We start from the raw sequence: 17,372 nt of genomic DNA, 5'->3' as shown, positions 1-17,372 counted from the left end.
TAATGAGCATAACGATTCGCCAGGCAACCCCGGAAGACGCAAACGCAATCTACGACATGATTTATGAACTGGCGGTATACGAAAAAGCCCCTGAGGAAGTGGTGACGACCCCCGAAGAAATCAGAGCATCACTGTTTGGCACGGGTAGCAAAATCGAAGCGTTAATCTGCGAAGTCGCCGGGAAAATAGCGGGTTACGCAGTGTTTTTTACCAGTTATTCCACCTGGCTTGGCCGTAATGGTATCTATATGGAAGACCTGTATGTCTCACCTGATTTTCGTGGTCTGGGTGCCGGAAAAGCGCTGCTGAAAACCATCGCGCAATATGCGGTTACCCGGCAATGCGGGCGTCTTGAGTGGAGTGTACTGGACTGGAACCAGCCTGCTATCGATTTCTACCTGAGTATTGGCGCACAGCCACAAGATGAGTGGGTTCGCTACCGCCTGTCAGGTGACGCGCTCACCAGGTTTGCCGAATAACTCTCATTAAGCCCCCTTTAACAGTGCCTGAACAGGTTAACGCCAGTGCCTGTTAAAGGGTTACCACCCCGGCAGTTAAGTTCACCGCTTCTTAGCCAGCCACACGGTGGTTACCCGGAAGCCGTTTCCGCACTCACCAGCGTATTACGCCCGGCGCGTTTTGCCTGGTAGAGTGCATCGTCTGCGCATTTTAATGCCTGTGAAACCGGGGTTCCTGGTAACACCTGGCACAGGCCGATACTGGTTGTGACTGCCACACTGCCGCGCGGTGTTTCAACGGCCAGGTCGCTCACTTTTTGGCGAATGTGCTCAAGAAAATGGCGCGCCAGAGGTTCATCGCTTTCAGGCAGGAAGCAGACAAACTCTTCCCCGCCATAACGAGCCACCAGAGCACCTGGCGGCAGAGATTCCTGAATTTCCCGGGCCACACGTTGCACAGCCAAATCTCCGGCATCATGCCCGAATGTATCATTCACTTTTTTGAAGTGGTCAATATCAAACAGTGCCAGACAACCTTTGCCGCTTCCCCGCACCAGCAGTCTGTCCAGTTGCTCATTGAAATAACGGCGGTTGTATAATCCGGTTAACTCATCACGGACAGAACGCCGGTAGTGCCAGTCAATCTGGTCAAATAAAAACAGTGACAACAACGCGCCCAGCACAAAATAGCAGCCCAAATTTTGAGTGATAGTCATGGATACCTGAAATAAGGCAGGCTCAGGACGTACAGACATCAGCAAGGATGGAATTAAGGATGCCAGCACGCAAACCAGCGCCCCAGCGCCAGCCAGCTTCTCCCCTTTGCCACATTGTGCCCGATGGTGCCAGCACACCACAAAGCACAGGAAAAACAAGGTGGCATTGTTTATTCCACCTATATAAACACGCGTAATGAAAGAGCGATAATGCAGATAGAAAAACAACATTGCAGTGATTATGACGGTTATATTAATCACCATAATCAGAATATGTATTCCCCTTACAGGAATACGAAACCAACTTAAAAAACCGAACAACATCATATAGGCAGTAGTAACATAGAGCCCATTGGCGGTGAAAATAGAAAAACTCACTGGTAGCCATACACGAATCATCATCAGGGTAAATGCGACCCCAAGAAAAAAGAAGCACAGGAAAAAGTACGTTGCGGCCTTTCTTTTATGGCCAGCCTGGTTTCGGCTTACCTGGAAAAGAAAGAAACAGCCAATCAGGCTGCAAATAATATTGTTAAAAATACTGGCTAAAGTTACCGCATCAAAAGCAGTCACATGAAGATCCTGGTGTTAAACATTCAGATTCAGGGGCCGGCCTGGCAGGCATAAAGGTTAAGTCTGTTTCAAACATGTAATCTGCAAAACAGGTATATATCTGGAAATACGTGACAAACTTTACCCTGAGCCAGAAAACAATTTAAAGAACGCAGTGAAGCGGTTTGTATGCTGCTTGTTTGGCATAAGATTAGCACTGCCGTTCAAGAGACGCTACCGCTGAACAGCGTTAAAGACTGGCCTCGACTTTTATTGATTATTGGGCGAATTCACTTCTCTGTGTAACATCCTTCAGTCTCTCTCAACCTTTTGTGTGATCATACTAATTATAGTGGTTGACAAGTGATGCTTTTTACGACTCATGAGAATTCTCTTAAAAAAACCTTAACCATATGAAAAACTTTAATTTATTTTCAATGAGATAAAGCTCTTTTACCCGTAACAAAAAGTGTTTTCCGTAAGAAGACAAGCTTCAGAACTAACTAATTTATATACATTTTTTCATATGGTTACCTTGATGAGCAATTGATTTTAGCGATCGTTACAAAAACTACAATAGTTGTTATCTATCAAATAATAATGAATGATCGGTTTAAACGATTTTAAAATAAGATTATGACATTTATAATCCCTTAACAATCCGTTAAGTCTTACTAATGGAAAATAGAGACATAAACAGGTGACTATTCTGTCCTGAATGGTATCTGTACGTTGGCGTTATGACATGAGATTTTTTGCATTTCAATGTCTGTGGTTACCCAGCCAGCTCCGCTATAAAGTGTCAGCAATATCATACTTTCCCGACCTACGGGATAGCCCTGGCAGAGGGCTGAAGACAAAATGTGCAGGTGTATGTTCAACCGGAAACCAAAGCTCGTGCATTTGGATGGCTTGCATTTGCTTTTTTTTGCCAGGTTCACGGGCATACATTCTGCGAATCATGGGGCACTGAATGCTGCACTGATAACAATGGGAAGGTATGGACATATCGAACGAGTTAACAATTGCGTTGGCAAAACCGGAGCATTTATCCGTACATTACCAACCGATTTACTGTGTGAAAAACAGTGAGATTCATTCGTTTGAATCACTGGTACGCTGGAATCACCAGACACATGGTTATATCTCGCCAGATTTGTTTATTCCTCAGTCAGAAAAGGATGGTTCTATTTATGCGCTTTCGCTTTTCGTGCTGCACGAAACCTGTGAGATGCTTAAACACCACTCCGATATAAAAGCATCTATCAATATTTCGCCATCATTATTCAAGACCGATGGTTTTTTTAGTGACTTTATTAATACGTTAAAATCTTATGCTATTCCAACGTCCAGAATTGAAGTAGAAATCACCGAAAACCTGACCATTGAGCATTTAAAATATGGTAAGCATCATCTCGACCATTTTAAAAATATCGGTATCACAGTCAGTATGGACGATTTTGGTGATGGACTTGCCAACTTCGTACAGTTGCTAAACTACCCCTTCGATAAAATCAAAGTGGACAAACAGTTAGTACAGGATGTTTCCCGTAATAGTTGCAAATACAGCATTTTGAAACACCTGATAAAATTAAGCCACGATATGGGCATGCAGGTTACTGCAGAAGGTGTTGAAACTATTGAAGATTTTAAAACATTAGTCGGTTTTAAGTGCGATTATATTCAGGGTTTTCTTATTTCAAAGGCTTTGCCAAAAAAACAGTTTTTTGATTTTTTGACTCACTTCAGCACCAGGGAAAATTTTTTTTATAATTAGTTAATTATGTTATTCAGCTTGTTTTACCTGAAACAGGAACGCAGGCATCGTTAGTATGTAATTTTCACGGATTACGTGGGCAACGGCCAGCCAGGTCCGCCAGCCACAACAACGAAGTGGAGACGACATTCACCCCAGGATAATCCTTGTTATCCTTCTGTTTTATCCCGTTACCTGTTGATCAGGTAACGGGATTTCTTTTCTCTGACTCACTTCGCAAAGTAAATGCTTTCACGCCTGATAGTGTTAAACCGAAAAAAACAGACCTGCTACACTCCCTGTAGATTTTCATTCAACAATGGGATATCACCTTATGACAGCGAATACATGGCAACCGCCAAAAGTCTGGACCCCACCGGCTAAAGACAGCAGCACATGGTCAGCCATTAACCGGCCGGTATCTGGTGCCACCCACGAAGCAACGCTACCTTGTGGGAAGCACCCCATTCAGCTTTATTCTCTGGGTACGCCGAATGGGCAGAAAGTGACCATCATGCTGGAAGAGTTGTTGGCTGCTGGTGTAACTGATGCAGAATATGATGCCCATTTAATTCGCATTGGCGAAGGAGACCAGTTTTCCAGTGGTTTTGTCGATCTGAACCCCAATTCTAAAATTCCGGCGTTGCTGGATCGCAGCGAAGACCCTTCGGTGCGCGTGTTCGAATCCGGCGCAATTTTGCTCTACCTTGCGGAGAAATTTGGCCACTTCCTGGCAAAAGACCTGGCAACCCGCACGGAAACATTGAACTGGTTATTCTGGCTACAAGGATCTGCGCCCTTTGCCGGAGGCGGGTTTGGCCATTTCTACGCGTATGCACCTGTCAAACTCGAGTATGCGGTGAACCGCTATGCCATGGAAACCAAGCGGCAACTGGATGTGTTGGATAAATTGCTGGCGACACGCGAATTTATTGCGGGAGCGGACTACTCTATTGCCGATATGGCTATTTGGCCCTGGTACGGTGGTCTGGTATTAGGGCGCCTGTATGACGCAGCGACATTCCTGGATGTAACCAGTTATACGCATGTGGTGCGCTGGGCAAAAGCCATTGATGCCCGTCCTGCGGTAAAACGCGGCCGTATTGTGAATAAACCCAATGGCGAGCCGGGCACGTTTCTGCCTGAACGCCATAGCGCAGCCGATTTTGATGGGCTGACGTTGTAATTAAAATAATATCAGGCGCAACATTGAAAAATATTGCGCCTGAATTTTTGAATTATTTTAGATAACAGCCACATTTACTATTCCACCCAGCTACACGGCACTTTCTAAATCAGCTTTATGCCCAATTATTAACAACTAATACAACCCAGCGACATAAGAATTAACAGGCTCAGCAAGTAAATCCTGAGGATGATCACCACCAAATGTAGCCCATTTGCTTTTACCACTAATCATTGTTGCGGCAACACGTCTATTTGACTCCGCGGAATAAATTACTATTTTTATTGTTATCCGGTCAGGTAAACCAGACCATTCTGTAGCCCTGTCTTCCCAATGCAATATTTGCGGAACAACATAATAACCATGATCAATCTTATGATTTGCATTCAGGCAAGACAAATCACCACAGTCATAAAAAATATTAACATTATCAGTGTAGTGTGAGAAAGCTTCTCGGATCGCCATTGCAGTAGCTTTACCTGAACCGGTGTATGTTTGATTACCATACATCCCGTTCGCAGGAACAGAAATACTAACTGGCGTATCTTTCATCAAAAGCTCAGTCTTCTCCTCAATATTGTTCACATTATATTTTGCAGAGCATCCCACAACAGACAGAGCCACAATGGCCAAAATAGAATTTTTCACTTTTATCACCCCTTATAATGATATTTTATTTATGTAGTCATATATTATTAATATTATGTTATCAACATCACATCATCAACTTTACATTGAATGATTCTCACCCGCACACACCATCATGACAGCATATTTTTGTACGAAGGGAATAGTGAATAATCACTTATTTTTCCATAGGGCACAAGGAATGTTTTGGTAATCCCAGCAATTACCATTGTCTGATTGAGTTAGCATGAATAAGACGCGAATAATTGCAGCTTCTCGCTATAAAATATATCTCCAACGTTAAATGAATACTTATACCTCCGGTAAATCTGCCAGTACCATTGCCACAGAAAGCAAATCGGCGCTGCCTCCCGGGCTCAAGTGGCGGGCAATTAACGCCTGATCCATTTGATGTAACTGCTCGTGGGTCCACTGTGTGCTCAGAACCTGCCGGGCAGAACGTTGAACATAACGTAGCCCTGAAAGCCCTCCACGGGAGACTAAATTGGTATCCGGGTTGACCGCCATCAGGCGTAACAGCGCCAGGTGAAGACGGCGTTCTTCACAGGCTTCGTCCTGCCAGCCCGGCAAAATATAGCGAGTGACAGTTTGAAAACCTGACTCTGCTTCTCCCCGCGCCCCCGCCAGACCAAACTGTTGAAACAACCGCTCACCCGTGGATGCCTGGCGATTGCGTTGAACCAGCTCACGCGCCACCAGACCGTGGCAAAACTGGCTGACTTGTTGGCACACCGCCTGGCGCGAAAGCCTGCAGCCCTGTGCTTCCAGTCGCCCGGCGGCACTGCACAATAACCCCAGCGAAAAAATACCGCCTTTATGGGTATTCACCCCACCTGTTGCCTGAAACATGGCCTGTTCACAGGCAATACCTGCCGGGCGCAATAAGCGCAGTTGCATCATTTCCGGCTGGTCTGCATGTGCTTTTCCCAGTTCATGGAAGACCACAAACCAGGGGGCAATCGCTTCAATACTGCAGATAAACAGTTCATGGTCCATGTCGTGATGAGCGCCACTGTTTGCCCGGTCAACCAGGCCAGGCTTCGGTGTCAGATGAATTTCATCGTACAGCGCGCGAACCACACGTTGCGGCATAGTGGTTGATGAAACGCGTATGGGTGCAGCATTAATCACGGGTAAACCAGCCATCGATGCGTTTCTCCACTTCAGCAACCACTAACTCAACCGGGTGGCGACGTGAGCGCGCACAGGCATGAGCCGGTTCGCCGCATATCAGGCAACGCCGGCCTGCACGGTCCAGGGAATGGCGGCCAATTTGCCCGGCTTCCGGGTCGAACACATCAAAATCCCACAGCCTGCCTAATGGGTGCTCCTGTTCCAGCGCCACACAACTGGCTTTCAATTCTGCTGCATTGTGGTCCACACTCCACAAGGCTTCTGCACCAGTATCCAGCCAGTTAACTTCCCGCGCTAATACCGGCCAACGGTGTTGCCAGAGCAACTGGTCGCACGCAACCAGCGCAACCCCCATCAGGTTACGGTACTGAATACTGTCTTTAACACTGCCCGGGGTGACCAGTGTCAGTGAAATCAGAGGAGTATGATAACGAGCCAGCCATGACTGCTGGCGGTGAGCACGTTGCTCTTTTGCCGCCAGCAGTGCTGAAAGACTGACCCCTGGTTGTTGAGGGGCCAGCATTCTCATTCCTGTTCCTCCTGCACCTGGCGTACGACATCAATGACGGAGCCATCGCGGTAACGAATAATACCCACAATGCGGTCAGTAAACGCAACCGGCCTGGGTTCACCGGTTAATGCCACCGCACGCTGGTAGAGCGTTTCTATATCAACAACTTTCAACCCGGCAGCCAGCAGGCGTTCACGTACTTCCGGGCGAGCCGGATTTACCGCAATGCCATGATCGGTAACCAGGACGTCAATGCTTTCACCAGGAGTGACACAGGTGGTGACACGCTTAACCACTGTAGGAATACGGGTACGTAACAGCGGAGCGACAACAATCGTCAGGTTGGCAGCGCTCGCCACATCACAGTGTCCACCTGACGCTCCGCGCATAACGCCGTCAGAACCCGTTATCACATTAACGTTAAAATCGAGATCTATCTCCAGTGCGCTGAGGATAACCACATCCAGTTGATCACAACTGGCGGCCCGGCTGTCCGGGCTGGCATACACTTCGGTAGAGATTTCAATATGACCAGGATTACGGGCCAGAGATGCCGCGGCCTGACTGTCAAAGCATTGCGTATCCAGCAGCTTTTCGATTAAGCCTTTTTCATGCAAATCCACCAGGCTACCGGTTATTCCTCCTAAAGCAAAGCGTGCCACCACACCATGGCGCGTCATTTTTTCTTCCATAAAGCGGGTACAGGCGGTTGCTGCAGCACCGGAGCCGGTTTGCATGGAGAAACCATTCTTGAAATAACCCGAGTGCTCAATAACCTGCGCGGCACTGCGGGCAATCATTAATTCACGCGGGTTACTGGTTACGCGTGCGGCCCCAACGCTTATCTTGCCAGGATCGCCCACTCGCTCTACCGGCACAACAAGATCAACCTGATCCTGGCGCAGACTGGCTGGCATATTCGGAAATGGCACCAGCTTTTCAGCCAGCAAGACCACTTTATCGGCGTAATGCGCATCCACCATGGCATAGCCCAGTGAACCACATGCTGACTGCCCTTGTGTGCCATTGGCATTCCCAAACGTATCGCTGCAGGGAACCCCCAGAAAAGCCACATCAATATGCAGCTCACCCGTTTCGAGCAAATGCACCCGCCCACCGTGGGAGTGAATCTGTACTGGCTCTGCCATCAATCCATGTGATATCGCGTCTGCCAGTTTGCCGCGCATCCCCGAGGTGTAAATGCGGGTAATCACCCCCTGGCGAATAAAGTCCACCAGCACGTCATTACAGGTCATCAGGGAACTGGATGCCAGCGTCAGGTTTTTAAACCCCATGCCCGCCAGTGTGGCTACCACGGTGTTAATCACCCGGTCGCCTTCGCGAAAAGCGTGGTGGAAAGAAATTGTCATGCCATCCTGCAGGCCCGCGCGCTTAACGGCTTCTTCCAGTGTCTGGCACAGCTTGCGGTTTAATTTTGCTTCGGCATCGTCAAGCCACGGTGTGGCAGCATGTTCCCCATCAAAACTGGTCAGGTGGCGCAGGTGAGGAAACGCGCCGTGTAGTGCTTCTGTCTGGTTATTCATTTTGTTGTCCTGATTGGGGAAATTTACTGGCGCACACCGGAAGCGGCAGCACGTTCCAGTACACGTTGCGCATGGTCGATAATCGGGGCATCCACCATCTTGCCATTAAGGGAAACCACCCCCAGGCCGTTGCGTTCACCTTCTTCGGCGGCTTCAATCACCCGTTTAGCATGGTCAACTTCCTGCTGAGTAGGTGCATAAGCGTTATGTAACAGGTCTATCTGGCGTGGGTTGACCAACGATTTGCCGTTAAAGCCCATTTTGCGAATCAGCTCGACCTCGCGCAGGAAACCGGCTTCGTCGTTTACGTCTGACCATACCACATCGAATGCGTCTATCCCTGCAGCACGGGCAGCATGAAGTACGGCGCAGCGGGCATAGAACAGTTCAGTACCATCGCCACGCTCAGTTTGCATGTCCATCACATAATCGAATGCCGCCAAAGCAATACCAATCAGCCGTGGGGAGCTGCGGGCAATGGCCACCGCATTGATGACGCCAATGGCAGATTCAATCGCCGCCATAATGCGGGTTGACCCGGGCTCGCGGCCACAGGCTTTTTCAATGCGCTCCAGGTGAGTTTCCAGCTCGGCTATATCTTCCGGCGAGTCTGTTTTTGGCAGGCGGATAACATCCACTCCCGCACGGACAACCGCTTCCAGGTCTGGCAGGCCAAACGGCGTGTTCAGTGGGTTGATGCGTACCACTTTTTCAATTTCCCGGTACATCGGGTGCTGCAAGGCATGAAAAACCAGCAGGCGGGCGCTGTCTTTTTCGCGCAGAGATACTGCGTCTTCAAGGTCGAACATAATGGAGTCAGGTTTATAGATAAACGCAGTGGACAACATGGCCGCACTGGCTCCCGGGAGGAACAACATGCTCCGGCGAAGTGTTTTCATACCAGCGCCTCCCAGTTAATATGCTGCGCATCGGCCGCACGTAACAACGCACTCTGTACCCGGGCGCGAATCACGCAGTCCAGCGCGCCTTTATCTTCAATAATGACAATGCCTTCATGAACAGCCATCTGTTCGAGGGTTTGCGCCACAACAGAACGGATTTGTTCGCCAAATTGTTTGTACACTTCACTATGAATCACGATTTCCAGTTCGCCGCTTGCGGGCGCGATTTTCACCATCAGGTCGCTGGATTCGACCGTACCGGCGATGGCTTCTTTGATTATCTGCATGACAGTTTTCCTGGTCAGTCCTGAATTAAGCTACTGCTGCACGGTATTGCTGCAACAGCAGTGAATAAGTGGTATGCGGCACGATGTCGCGAATACGGGCAAAGTGTTGGGTTTTCAGTAAGCGCCGCACTTCGGAAGCAGAAATAGCTTCCCCGCTTGCTTTGCGGCACATGCGCGGGATCTCCACCACAGTGATATTGGGTGTCTGGTCGGTATCAGTGGCTTCCAGCCAGCTGTGCATCGACTGGTTGTATTGCCTGGTGACCGGGCAGAAAGGTTCTGATCCCACAAAGCGGTGGGTGATCCCCAGTGCCGGGGCGATATAGTGGCGAAAAATAAGCAGATCCATGCCCCCCCAGGCTTGCTCAATTGCGCCTTTGTCTTTCAGAAAGTAGCCGGGAAAGGTCGCACGGGAGATAAGGTAGTGAGAGCCTTCGTGTACCGTCAGGTTGGGGATATCGGCCACACCAGAACGCACCATGGCTAAGCGTTCGTTGAACGGGAAAAACGAAGCGTCTTCACGTACTACAAACAGATGCAGCCAGTCACATGCCCGGGCGGCCTGCTCTGCCAAATAACGGTGCCCCAGGGTGAATGGGTTGGCATTCATCACAATGGAACCAATGCGTGCGCCGCTTTTCCGTAAGGTGCGTAATTGTTTGCAATAACGCTGAATGCCGATGGGGGTATTTTCCATCAATACCGCGCTGTCATCGCACTGAACAATGGGCCAAAAACCGCTTTGTGCGAATTTGTCGATGTTATACGGGCGTGTATAGAGAAACAGGTGGAAATACCCCTGAGCCAGGGCGTAACGCTCTACTTCCTGTAATAATCTGGCGCTGAGGTTTTGGCCGCGCCACTCTGGCGCGACCGCAACACATTTGATGATATTTTTCGCAAGGCCGGCGCACCCCACCAGCCGCTGGTTATCCAAAGCCAGCATGAAATAGCGTACATCGCTATCCATCCCGAGGCGGTTGGCCGCTAACAGCGTGCGAACGGCTTCGGCGCGCTGAGCATTGCGGCTGATATTGATAACATGAAAATCGACAGGGGCGTCGTCCATTTTTATCACCGGCCAGTTCAGTGAGACACTGCGGCCAGAGGCCGCTCCGAAAGCACTGCGGGAGCAGGGGCTTCAACAATGACATTGCTCAGATGACCGATGCCTTCGATTTCCACTTCAATGTGATCGCCTTCATGCATAAACAGTGGCGGATTACGTTTTTTGCCAACCCCCCCAGGTGACCCGGTAATAATGACATCTCCCGGATTCAGGCGGGTGAATGTACTGATGTATTCAATCAATTCCGCCACGCTGTGGATCATGCTGGCTGTATTGTCTTCCTGCACCATACGACCATTCAGCCAGGTGCGAATAGCCAGTTGGTGGGGGTCGGGAATCGCATCTGCCGTGGTCATCCAGGGGCCAAATGCACCGGTCTGCGGCCAGTTTTTACCCGCAGTAAACCAGGTGTGCTGCCAGTCCCTGGCGGAACCATCCATATAACAGCTATACCCGGCGACATGTTTCAGCGCCTGGTCACGCGTGATTTGCTCACCGCCCTGACCAATGATCACCGCCAGTTCCCCTTCGTAATCAAACTCGCTGGAGTAGTGCGGTTTCATCACCGGCTGGTTATGCCCGGTTTGTGAATCCGGGAAGCGGACAAACAAGGTTGGCGCAGGATCATGTTGATCAAATTCCCGGCGTTTTTCGGCATAATTCATGCCGACGCACAGGATCTTTTCCGGCTGGCTGATTACGGGCAGAAACACGACATCATCAAAACTCACGTCGGCGCTTAGCTGCGCCAGTGCCTGAGCATGAGGCAGAGCATTCCCTGCCAACAGTGCTTTGAGGCTCGGCCAACGGTCACCAAGGCGCATGCCCAGGTCAATAAAACCATCTGGTGTGACAATGCCATAACTATGGCGCCCAAGATGTTGGTAACTTGCAATTTTCATAGCGGTAAAACCTGTCAGTCAGACTAAAAAGTTGCCGAGGAACAGCAGAGCCAGGGAGACATTTATTGCTCCACCAATACGTGTGGCTATCTGTGCAAAAGGCATTAAGGACATCCGGTTACCCGCAGTAAGAATCGCGACATCGCCGGTACCACCCTGGCCACTCTGGCAACAGGAAACAATAGCCACATCAATGGGATGCATACCTATCTTTTTGCCAACAAAGAACCCGGTGGTAACCAGTGCGCTGACTGTGCTGACAATCACTAACAGGTTGGTGAACGTGAAAGCGTGAACCAGTTCTTCCCAGGGAGTAATGGCAACACCGACAGCAAAAAGAATTGGGTAAGTCACGGAAGTCTGGAAGAATTTATAAACCACCTGCGAGCCTTCCAGCAGGCGTGGGGAAACACCATGAACCAGTTTGATAAATACGGCGATAAACAACATACCGACGGGAGCTGGCAGGCCAATCAATTTATGACCAAGCATGCCCAGCATGTATAACAATACCGCCAGCAACGCACCGGAAGCGATAGTGGTGACATCGGTTTTACCACTAAACGCTGCGGTCAGAGGGCCTGCTGCCTGAGTATTTTTCCCCGGCATCAGTTCACCTTCCCCGGTTAAATGCGGGTAACGTTTACCCAACTGGTTCAGGCTGCCGGCAATAATAATGGCGGTCAGGCTGCCGAGCATCACAATCGGCAAAATACGCCCCAGCGCCACACCCTGGTCCATATGCAACAATGTGGCGTAGCCAATGGAAAGCGGTATCGCCCCTTCCCCCACACCACCCGCCATAATGGGCAGAATAAGAAAGAAGAAGATCTGGAACGGTTCCATGCCCAGCGCCAGGCCAACGCCCATCCCCACCACCATTCCCACCACTTCACCACACAGCATCGGGAAGAAAATACGCAGGAATCCCTGAATCAGCGTGGTACGGTTCATGCTCATAATGCTGCCCACGATAATGCAGCAAATATAGAGATAGAGGATGTTGGTGGATTTGTAGAATTTGGTGGTGGATTCCACAACGACATCCGGCAACAATCCGTAGTGCACCAGTGCAGAAGGAATGAATGTGGCACAAATCGCCGCAGCACCCATTTTGCCAATGACAGGCAGGCGTTTACCAAATTCGCCACACGCGAAGCCAAAAAAGGCCAGTGTCGCCACCATAACGACGATATCACTGGGTAATTTTCCCCCCAGGCAATCCACTGCAATCAGCAATCCGGCCAGCACAAACAGCGGCAGCGGGATAATGCCGATTTTCCAGGTATCGAGGATATGCCACCATTTTTCTTTCAACGAGACCTGGGTCAGATTATCCGGGTTCTGGGGTACAGAGTAAGAATCATCAGTCGTGCTCATTATTAAGCCCCTTAGTTATTGTTCCAGATCAGATTAAAAGAGCAAGAACCTATATAATGTGAGGGAATACATATTAAGCAGGAAGTTTTAATGGATTGTATGGTGTTAATGGTGTTTATTATAATATGTGACGTACTGCATATTTAATTGCGTGGTGTTTATGGAGTTTATTATTTTCAGTAACAAAATATCAAATTTCATTTATTAAATTAATTTTCTGTCAATTCAGGCTGTGTAGAGGATCACAAGTTTTTTATAGCAACAACGACGGGCACATAAAAAATGGTAAAATTATTCTTTTAATAAGCGCGTTATAGCAAATAATGAAACTCTCGTTCCAGGTAAAACTGTTCGTCTCCCTTGTGGTGTTTTTCATGGGGTTATTTGTGCTGCTTGGCGTCTATTACTATGTTGATATGAGCCGCCAGTTGTACCAGGAAATGAGTGTACGCGCCCGCATTCAGGCTCAGGAGATAGCGCTTATCCCTTCACTGAAAACGGCTGTCGCACACCATGATATAGCGCAAATTCACCAGTTCATGACGCTGGTAGCTAAACGCAGTGATGCCAGTTTTATTGTTATTGGTGATGAACATGCCAGGCATCTTTTTCACTCAGTATTTAACGACCGGGTTGGCACAAAACTAGTGGGTGGTGACAATCAGTCTGTTCTGAAAGGAAAAACAATTACTACTATTCGCAAAGGTGGTTTGGGTATTTCATTGCGCAGTAAATCGCCTATTTTTGATAATCAGGGTAAGGTTATTGGTATTGTTTCTGTTGGTTATTTAAAAAGTTACCTCGACAACATTACTGCACGAAAAGTGGTTAATATCGCGTTATCTGCTGCCTTTATCCTGATGTCGTTATTTGTTTTTTCGTGGTTTTTTACTCGTAGTATCAAAAAACAAATTTTCTCTCTGGAACCACGGGAGATCGGTTTATTAGTTCGCCAACAAAAAGCGCTGATGGAATCTATCTATGAAGGGGTGATTGCCATTGATGCTCAATCCCGTATTGCGGTGATCAACCAGGCCGCCAAACATTTACTCGGACTGACTCAATCCTCGCGCGAAGTTCGCGGCAAACCTTTATCAGAATTGATTGACCCGGTGCACTTTTTTCACCCTGACACCATGTTGCAGCAGGATACCCATGATGAGATTTGCTGTTTTAACCACCTGACGGTTATCGCCAGCCGGGTACGGATTATGCTGGAAGGAAAGTTACAGGGTTGGGTAATTACTTTCCGGGATCGTAACGATATTGATGCCATGGCAGCACAACTCAGCCAGGTTAAGCGGTATCTGGATAACCTGCGTATCATGCGGCACGAACAGCTAAACCATATGGCGACACTGGCGGGTTTACTGCATATGGGGCGCTATCAGGAAGCAACTGCGTATATTCAAAGCCAGTCAGAACATGACCAGGAGTGCCTGGACTTTATTTCTGACCGCTTTCAGTCGCCCACGCTGTGCGGGTTGCTATTAGGCAAAACAGCGCGAGCACGCGAGAAAGGTGTCACATTACGTTTTGATCCGGCGTGTGAAATGCGTGAACCTTTCCACGGGCTTACTGAATCCGGGCTTTTGTCCGTGATTGGCAACCTGCTGGATAACGCTATTGAGGCCACCCAACGTGCCAGCGGTGCACATCTTCCTGTTGAAGTGCTGATTCGCTTATCCAGCCGGGAGCTGATTATTGAAGTCGCAGACCACGGTGTTGGTTTGGATCCGGCAATCCGTGAGCATATTTTTGAACGCGGTGTCACCACCAAACAACATGGCGACCACGGTCTGGGGCTTTATCTTATCGCCAGCTATGTCAACCAGGCTGGCGGCAGCATTGAAGTGGCTGATAATATTCCTTCTGGCACGGTTTTTTCACTGTTTATACCCTGTGTGCCAGCCCTTGCTCCATCAGAAGAGGAAACTGTGTATGCAACTGGAACCCATTGATGTGTTGATTGTGGAAGATGAAGCACCACTGGCGGAGCTTCATGCTGAATTACTCCGTAACCACCCACAACTACGCTATGCAGGTACAGCCACCTCTCTTGCTGATGCCCGTCAGTTGCTACAGCATCTGCGTCCTGGTCTGGTCTTGCTGGACAATTACCTGCCAGATGGTAAAGGGATAAGTTTGATGAACAGCCCGTGGATTGCGGAACACAAATGCTCAGTGATTTTTATTACTGCCGCCAGTGATATGGACACCTGTAGCCAGGCGATTCGCAATGGAGCCTTCGACTACATTCTTAAACCTGTATCATGGAAAAGGCTGGATCAGTCTCTGGCGCGCTTTGTGCAATTTAATGAGCAGCAACGCACCTGGAAAATTGTCGATCAGCGTAATGTGGATTCGCTCTACCAGTTACAAGGCAAAAATTACCGCACAGAAAACGGTAATAAAGGGATTGAGGAACAAACCTTAAGCCGGGTGCAAAGCTTATTTGCCAGCCCTCATGACACGGTGTTATCCGTTGATGATGTGGTAAATCAGACCGGGCTCAGTAAAACGACCACCCGGCGTTACCTGGAGCACTGTGTGGACAACGGCTTTCTGGATGTTGAAATGCGTTATGGCAAACCAGGCCATCCACGGCGCATGTATCACCGCAAACAAGAGTTGGGTAACTAATCACCGCGCCATCCCTGGTGCGGTGGTGACGACACTGGCGTGTCACGCCCTGTGTTTTTCTGTATTAGTTCAGTTTCGCTTTCGAGAAATCACTTCCCATCAGGCTGACACTGTACCCGGTCACATTGCTGCGGGTAGCATAGAAAGTTTTCCCATTGGCTAACGTCAGCCAGGGCGCCTGCTGGTAAAAAATGGTTTGTGCCTGCTGGTATAGTTTTGCTCGTGCTGCCGGGTCACTGGTTTCTTTCGCTTTGGTGACCAGAGCATCGTAGTCTTTATTACACCAGTGGGCCGCGTTGGAACCACTTTTAATGCTGTCGCAACTGAGCAGTGTGTCGGCAAAATTATCCGAATCCCCGTTATCTGACATCCACCCGTACAGCGCGGTTGCATGCTCCCCCTTACGCAGGCCTGACAGATATTCGCCCCACTCCCAGGTAACGATTTTGGCCTTCACGCCCACTTTCGCCCAGTCGCTCTGGATCATTTCCGCAATACGCCGCGAGTTAGGGTTATACGGGCGCTGAACCGGCATAGACCATAAATTGGTTTCAAAGCCATTCGCATATCCCGCCTGTTTCAACAGAGCTTTGGCTTTTTCCGGGTTGTAATCGTAATCCGGCAAATCTTTTTTGTAGCCCATCATCGTTGGGGGAATGGGTGATTTCGCCACCGTTCCTGACCCCATAAATACGGCGTCCACAATCGCTTTTTTATCCACGGCATAATTCAGCGCCTGGCGCACCAGCACATTGTCGAAAGGCTTTTTCTCGGTATTAAATGCCAGGTAGCCAACGCTCAGCCCGTCAATCGAATGCAAGGTAAGATCCTTGTCTTTTTTGATAGCGCCAAACTGTACCGGGCTGGGTGCAGGAATAATCTGGCACTCGTTTTTCTCCAGTTTTGCCAGGCGGGTTTGTACGTCAGGGGTAATGGAGAAAATCAGGTGTTTGGTCGGCACTTCGCCATCCCAGTAATTCGGATTCGCAATGTAACGAATCAGGGAATCCACTTTATATTGCTGCAACGCATAAGGCCCGGTACCAATTGGCCAGGTATCCACATACTCTGGTGTGCCTTTTTTCAGCATAGCATTAGCGTATTCCGCAGATAAAATCGACGCGAAATCCATGCCCCAGTCAGCCAGAAATGCGGCGTCAGGCTTCGTCAGCACAAACTGAACATGGTAGTCATCCAGCTTTTTGACGTCTTTAATAAGGGATGACAGCCCCAGGTCATTAAAGTACTCATAGCTACCGTGTGACACATTATGGTAAGGGTTATTTGGGTCTTTCTGACGCATTACCGAGAAAATGACATCATCGGCGTTAAAATCCCGCGTGGGAGTAAAATATTTATTGCTGTTGAATTTAACGCCTTTGCGCAGAGTGAAGGTATAGGTTTTGCCATCGGGGCTGATGGTCCAGGAGGTTGCCAGAGAAGGAACTGGCGAGTTGTCTTTCGGGTCGAATGTCACCAGGCGGTTATACAGTGTTTGTGAACTGGCAACAAAAGTTGGGCCTGAGCTGGCTAATTGCGGGTTAAAAGACTCAGGGGATGCCACAGAACAATAAACCAGCGTACTTTCCGCTGCCAGTGCCGCACTGGCGGGAAAAAGAGCGGTAAGTAACAACCCGGTGAGAAATTTCCTTGTCAACATATCGTATAACCTGCCATTTTTTTA

The 17,372-nt window shown here is 48.9% G+C and carries 16 protein-coding genes; 5 read left to right on the top strand and 11 right to left on the bottom strand.

The window, feature by feature from the left end; genetic code table 11:
- The first annotated feature begins 2 nt into the window (after window positions 1–2).
- Window positions 3–479, top strand: coding sequence for a GNAT family N-acetyltransferase (locus A9B99_RS08525; RefSeq protein WP_064596614.1), 477 nt, complete (start codon window positions 3–5; stop codon window positions 477–479).
- A 110-nt stretch (window positions 480–589) separates the two neighbouring features.
- Here A9B99_RS08525 and A9B99_RS08520 read toward each other — a convergent pair whose 3' ends face one another.
- A complete protein-coding gene (locus A9B99_RS08520; RefSeq protein ID WP_064596612.1) occupies window positions 590–1,747 on the bottom strand; it encodes a GGDEF domain-containing protein in 1,158 nt (385 codons plus the stop codon).
- A 979-nt stretch (window positions 1,748–2,726) separates the two neighbouring features.
- On the opposite strand from A9B99_RS08520, the gene A9B99_RS08515 reads away from it, so the two are divergent.
- Both A9B99_RS08515 and yghU read left to right on the top strand, forming a co-directional pair.
- Complete coding sequence (locus tag A9B99_RS08515) at window positions 2,727–3,503, top strand: EAL domain-containing protein (protein WP_064596611.1); 777 nt, start codon at window positions 2,727–2,729, stop codon at window positions 3,501–3,503.
- Window positions 3,504–3,816: 313 nt separating this feature from the next.
- Window positions 3,817–4,668 (top strand): glutathione-dependent disulfide-bond oxidoreductase, encoded by an 852-nt coding sequence (yghU, locus tag A9B99_RS08510; RefSeq protein WP_064596609.1) that lies wholly within the window; start codon window positions 3,817–3,819, stop codon window positions 4,666–4,668.
- A gap of 135 nt (window positions 4,669–4,803) precedes the next feature.
- Here yghU and A9B99_RS08505 read toward each other — a convergent pair whose 3' ends face one another.
- From A9B99_RS08505 to A9B99_RS08465, 9 genes are all read right to left on the bottom strand, one after another.
- Window positions 4,804–5,316: a DUF4823 domain-containing protein gene (locus tag A9B99_RS08505; RefSeq protein ID WP_064596607.1), complete on the bottom strand. Its 513-nt coding sequence runs from the start codon at window positions 5,314–5,316 to the stop codon at window positions 4,804–4,806.
- Between the two features lie 291 nt (window positions 5,317–5,607).
- The gene (gene citG, locus A9B99_RS08500) at window positions 5,608–6,462 is read right to left on the bottom strand and encodes a triphosphoribosyl-dephospho-CoA synthase CitG (protein WP_064596604.1); all 855 of its coding nucleotides are present in this window, start codon (window positions 6,460–6,462) and stop codon (window positions 5,608–5,610) included.
- Window positions 6,440–6,973: a citrate lyase holo-[acyl-carrier protein] synthase gene (gene citX / locus A9B99_RS08495; RefSeq protein ID WP_369938095.1), complete on the bottom strand. Its 534-nt coding sequence runs from the start codon at window positions 6,971–6,973 to the stop codon at window positions 6,440–6,442. The genes citG and citX overlap by 23 nt, the downstream gene beginning before the upstream one ends.
- Before the next feature lie 2 nt (window positions 6,974–6,975).
- Entirely contained in the window at window positions 6,976–8,505 is a 1,530-nt protein-coding gene (gene citF, locus A9B99_RS08490) for a citrate lyase subunit alpha (protein ID WP_064596599.1), read from the bottom strand.
- Window positions 8,506–8,528: 23 nt separating this feature from the next.
- Window positions 8,529–9,404: a citrate (pro-3S)-lyase subunit beta gene (gene citE, locus A9B99_RS08485; protein WP_064596597.1), complete on the bottom strand. Its 876-nt coding sequence runs from the start codon at window positions 9,402–9,404 to the stop codon at window positions 8,529–8,531.
- On the bottom strand, window positions 9,401–9,694 hold the full coding sequence (gene citD / locus A9B99_RS08480; RefSeq protein WP_064596595.1) for a citrate lyase acyl carrier protein: 294 nt from the start codon (window positions 9,692–9,694) through the stop codon (window positions 9,401–9,403). Before citD ends, citE begins: the two co-directional genes overlap by 4 nt.
- A gap of 25 nt (window positions 9,695–9,719) precedes the next feature.
- Complete coding sequence (gene citC, locus A9B99_RS08475; protein ID WP_064596593.1) at window positions 9,720–10,763, bottom strand: [citrate (pro-3S)-lyase] ligase; 1,044 nt, start codon at window positions 10,761–10,763, stop codon at window positions 9,720–9,722.
- 17 nt (window positions 10,764–10,780) lie between these two features.
- The gene (locus A9B99_RS08470) at window positions 10,781–11,665 is read right to left on the bottom strand and encodes a fumarylacetoacetate hydrolase family protein (protein WP_064596591.1); all 885 of its coding nucleotides are present in this window, start codon (window positions 11,663–11,665) and stop codon (window positions 10,781–10,783) included.
- A gap of 18 nt (window positions 11,666–11,683) precedes the next feature.
- The gene (locus A9B99_RS08465; protein ID WP_064596589.1) at window positions 11,684–13,045 is read right to left on the bottom strand and encodes a 2-hydroxycarboxylate transporter family protein; all 1,362 of its coding nucleotides are present in this window, start codon (window positions 13,043–13,045) and stop codon (window positions 11,684–11,686) included.
- Window positions 13,046–13,368: 323 nt separating this feature from the next.
- On the opposite strand from A9B99_RS08465, the gene A9B99_RS08460 reads away from it, so the two are divergent.
- Together A9B99_RS08460 and A9B99_RS08455 are read left to right on the top strand one after the other, a co-directional pair.
- Window positions 13,369–15,006, top strand: a complete 1,638-nt coding sequence (locus A9B99_RS08460) for an ATP-binding protein (protein ID WP_064596587.1) — start codon at window positions 13,369–13,371, stop codon at window positions 15,004–15,006.
- On the top strand, window positions 14,987–15,688 hold the full coding sequence (locus tag A9B99_RS08455; RefSeq protein WP_064596582.1) for a response regulator: 702 nt from the start codon (window positions 14,987–14,989) through the stop codon (window positions 15,686–15,688). The genes A9B99_RS08460 and A9B99_RS08455 overlap by 20 nt, the downstream gene beginning before the upstream one ends.
- A gap of 64 nt (window positions 15,689–15,752) precedes the next feature.
- Here the strand turns inward: A9B99_RS08455 and A9B99_RS08450 are convergent, their stop codons facing one another.
- Window positions 15,753–17,348, bottom strand: coding sequence for an ABC transporter substrate-binding protein (locus A9B99_RS08450; protein WP_064596580.1), 1,596 nt, complete (start codon window positions 17,346–17,348; stop codon window positions 15,753–15,755).
- Window positions 17,349–17,372 lie beyond the last annotated feature (24 nt).

Source organism: Mangrovibacter phragmitis (assembly GCF_001655675.1).
In the GTDB taxonomy this organism is placed as follows: domain Bacteria; phylum Pseudomonadota; class Gammaproteobacteria; order Enterobacterales; family Enterobacteriaceae; genus Mangrovibacter; species Mangrovibacter phragmitis.
Note: the sequence above shows the minus strand (reverse complement) of the source record. Positions and strands in the feature narration are given on the sequence as shown.

Bases quoted from the DNA above. Each gene is read 5' to 3' on its own strand.
- A9B99_RS08525 (WP_064596614.1), top strand. From the start codon at position 3: ATGAGCATAACGATTCGCCAGGCAACCCCGGAAGACGCAAACGCAATC.
- A9B99_RS08515 (WP_064596611.1), top strand. From the start codon at position 2,727: ATGGACATATCGAACGAGTTAACAATTGCGTTGGCAAAACCGGAGCAT.
- yghU (WP_064596609.1), top strand. From the start codon at position 3,817: ATGACAGCGAATACATGGCAACCGCCAAAAGTCTGGACCCCACCGGCT.
- citG (WP_064596604.1), bottom strand. From the start codon at position 6,462: ATGGCTGGTTTACCCGTGATTAATGCTGCACCCATACGCGTTTCATCA.
- citX (WP_369938095.1), bottom strand. From the start codon at position 6,973: ATGCTGGCCCCTCAACAACCAGGGGTCAGTCTTTCAGCACTGCTGGCG.
- citF (WP_064596599.1), bottom strand. From the start codon at position 8,505: ATGAATAACCAGACAGAAGCACTACACGGCGCGTTTCCTCACCTGCGC.
- citE (WP_064596597.1), bottom strand. From the start codon at position 9,404: ATGAAAACACTTCGCCGGAGCATGTTGTTCCTCCCGGGAGCCAGTGCG.
- citD (WP_064596595.1), bottom strand. From the start codon at position 9,694: ATGCAGATAATCAAAGAAGCCATCGCCGGTACGGTCGAATCCAGCGAC.
- citC (WP_064596593.1), bottom strand. From the start codon at position 10,763: ATGGACGACGCCCCTGTCGATTTTCATGTTATCAATATCAGCCGCAAT.
- A9B99_RS08470 (WP_064596591.1), bottom strand. From the start codon at position 11,665: ATGAAAATTGCAAGTTACCAACATCTTGGGCGCCATAGTTATGGCATT.
- A9B99_RS08465 (WP_064596589.1), bottom strand. From the start codon at position 13,045: ATGAGCACGACTGATGATTCTTACTCTGTACCCCAGAACCCGGATAAT.
- A9B99_RS08460 (WP_064596587.1), top strand. From the start codon at position 13,369: ATGAAACTCTCGTTCCAGGTAAAACTGTTCGTCTCCCTTGTGGTGTTT.
- A9B99_RS08455 (WP_064596582.1), top strand. From the start codon at position 14,987: ATGCAACTGGAACCCATTGATGTGTTGATTGTGGAAGATGAAGCACCA.
- A9B99_RS08450 (WP_064596580.1), bottom strand. From the start codon at position 17,348: ATGTTGACAAGGAAATTTCTCACCGGGTTGTTACTTACCGCTCTTTTT.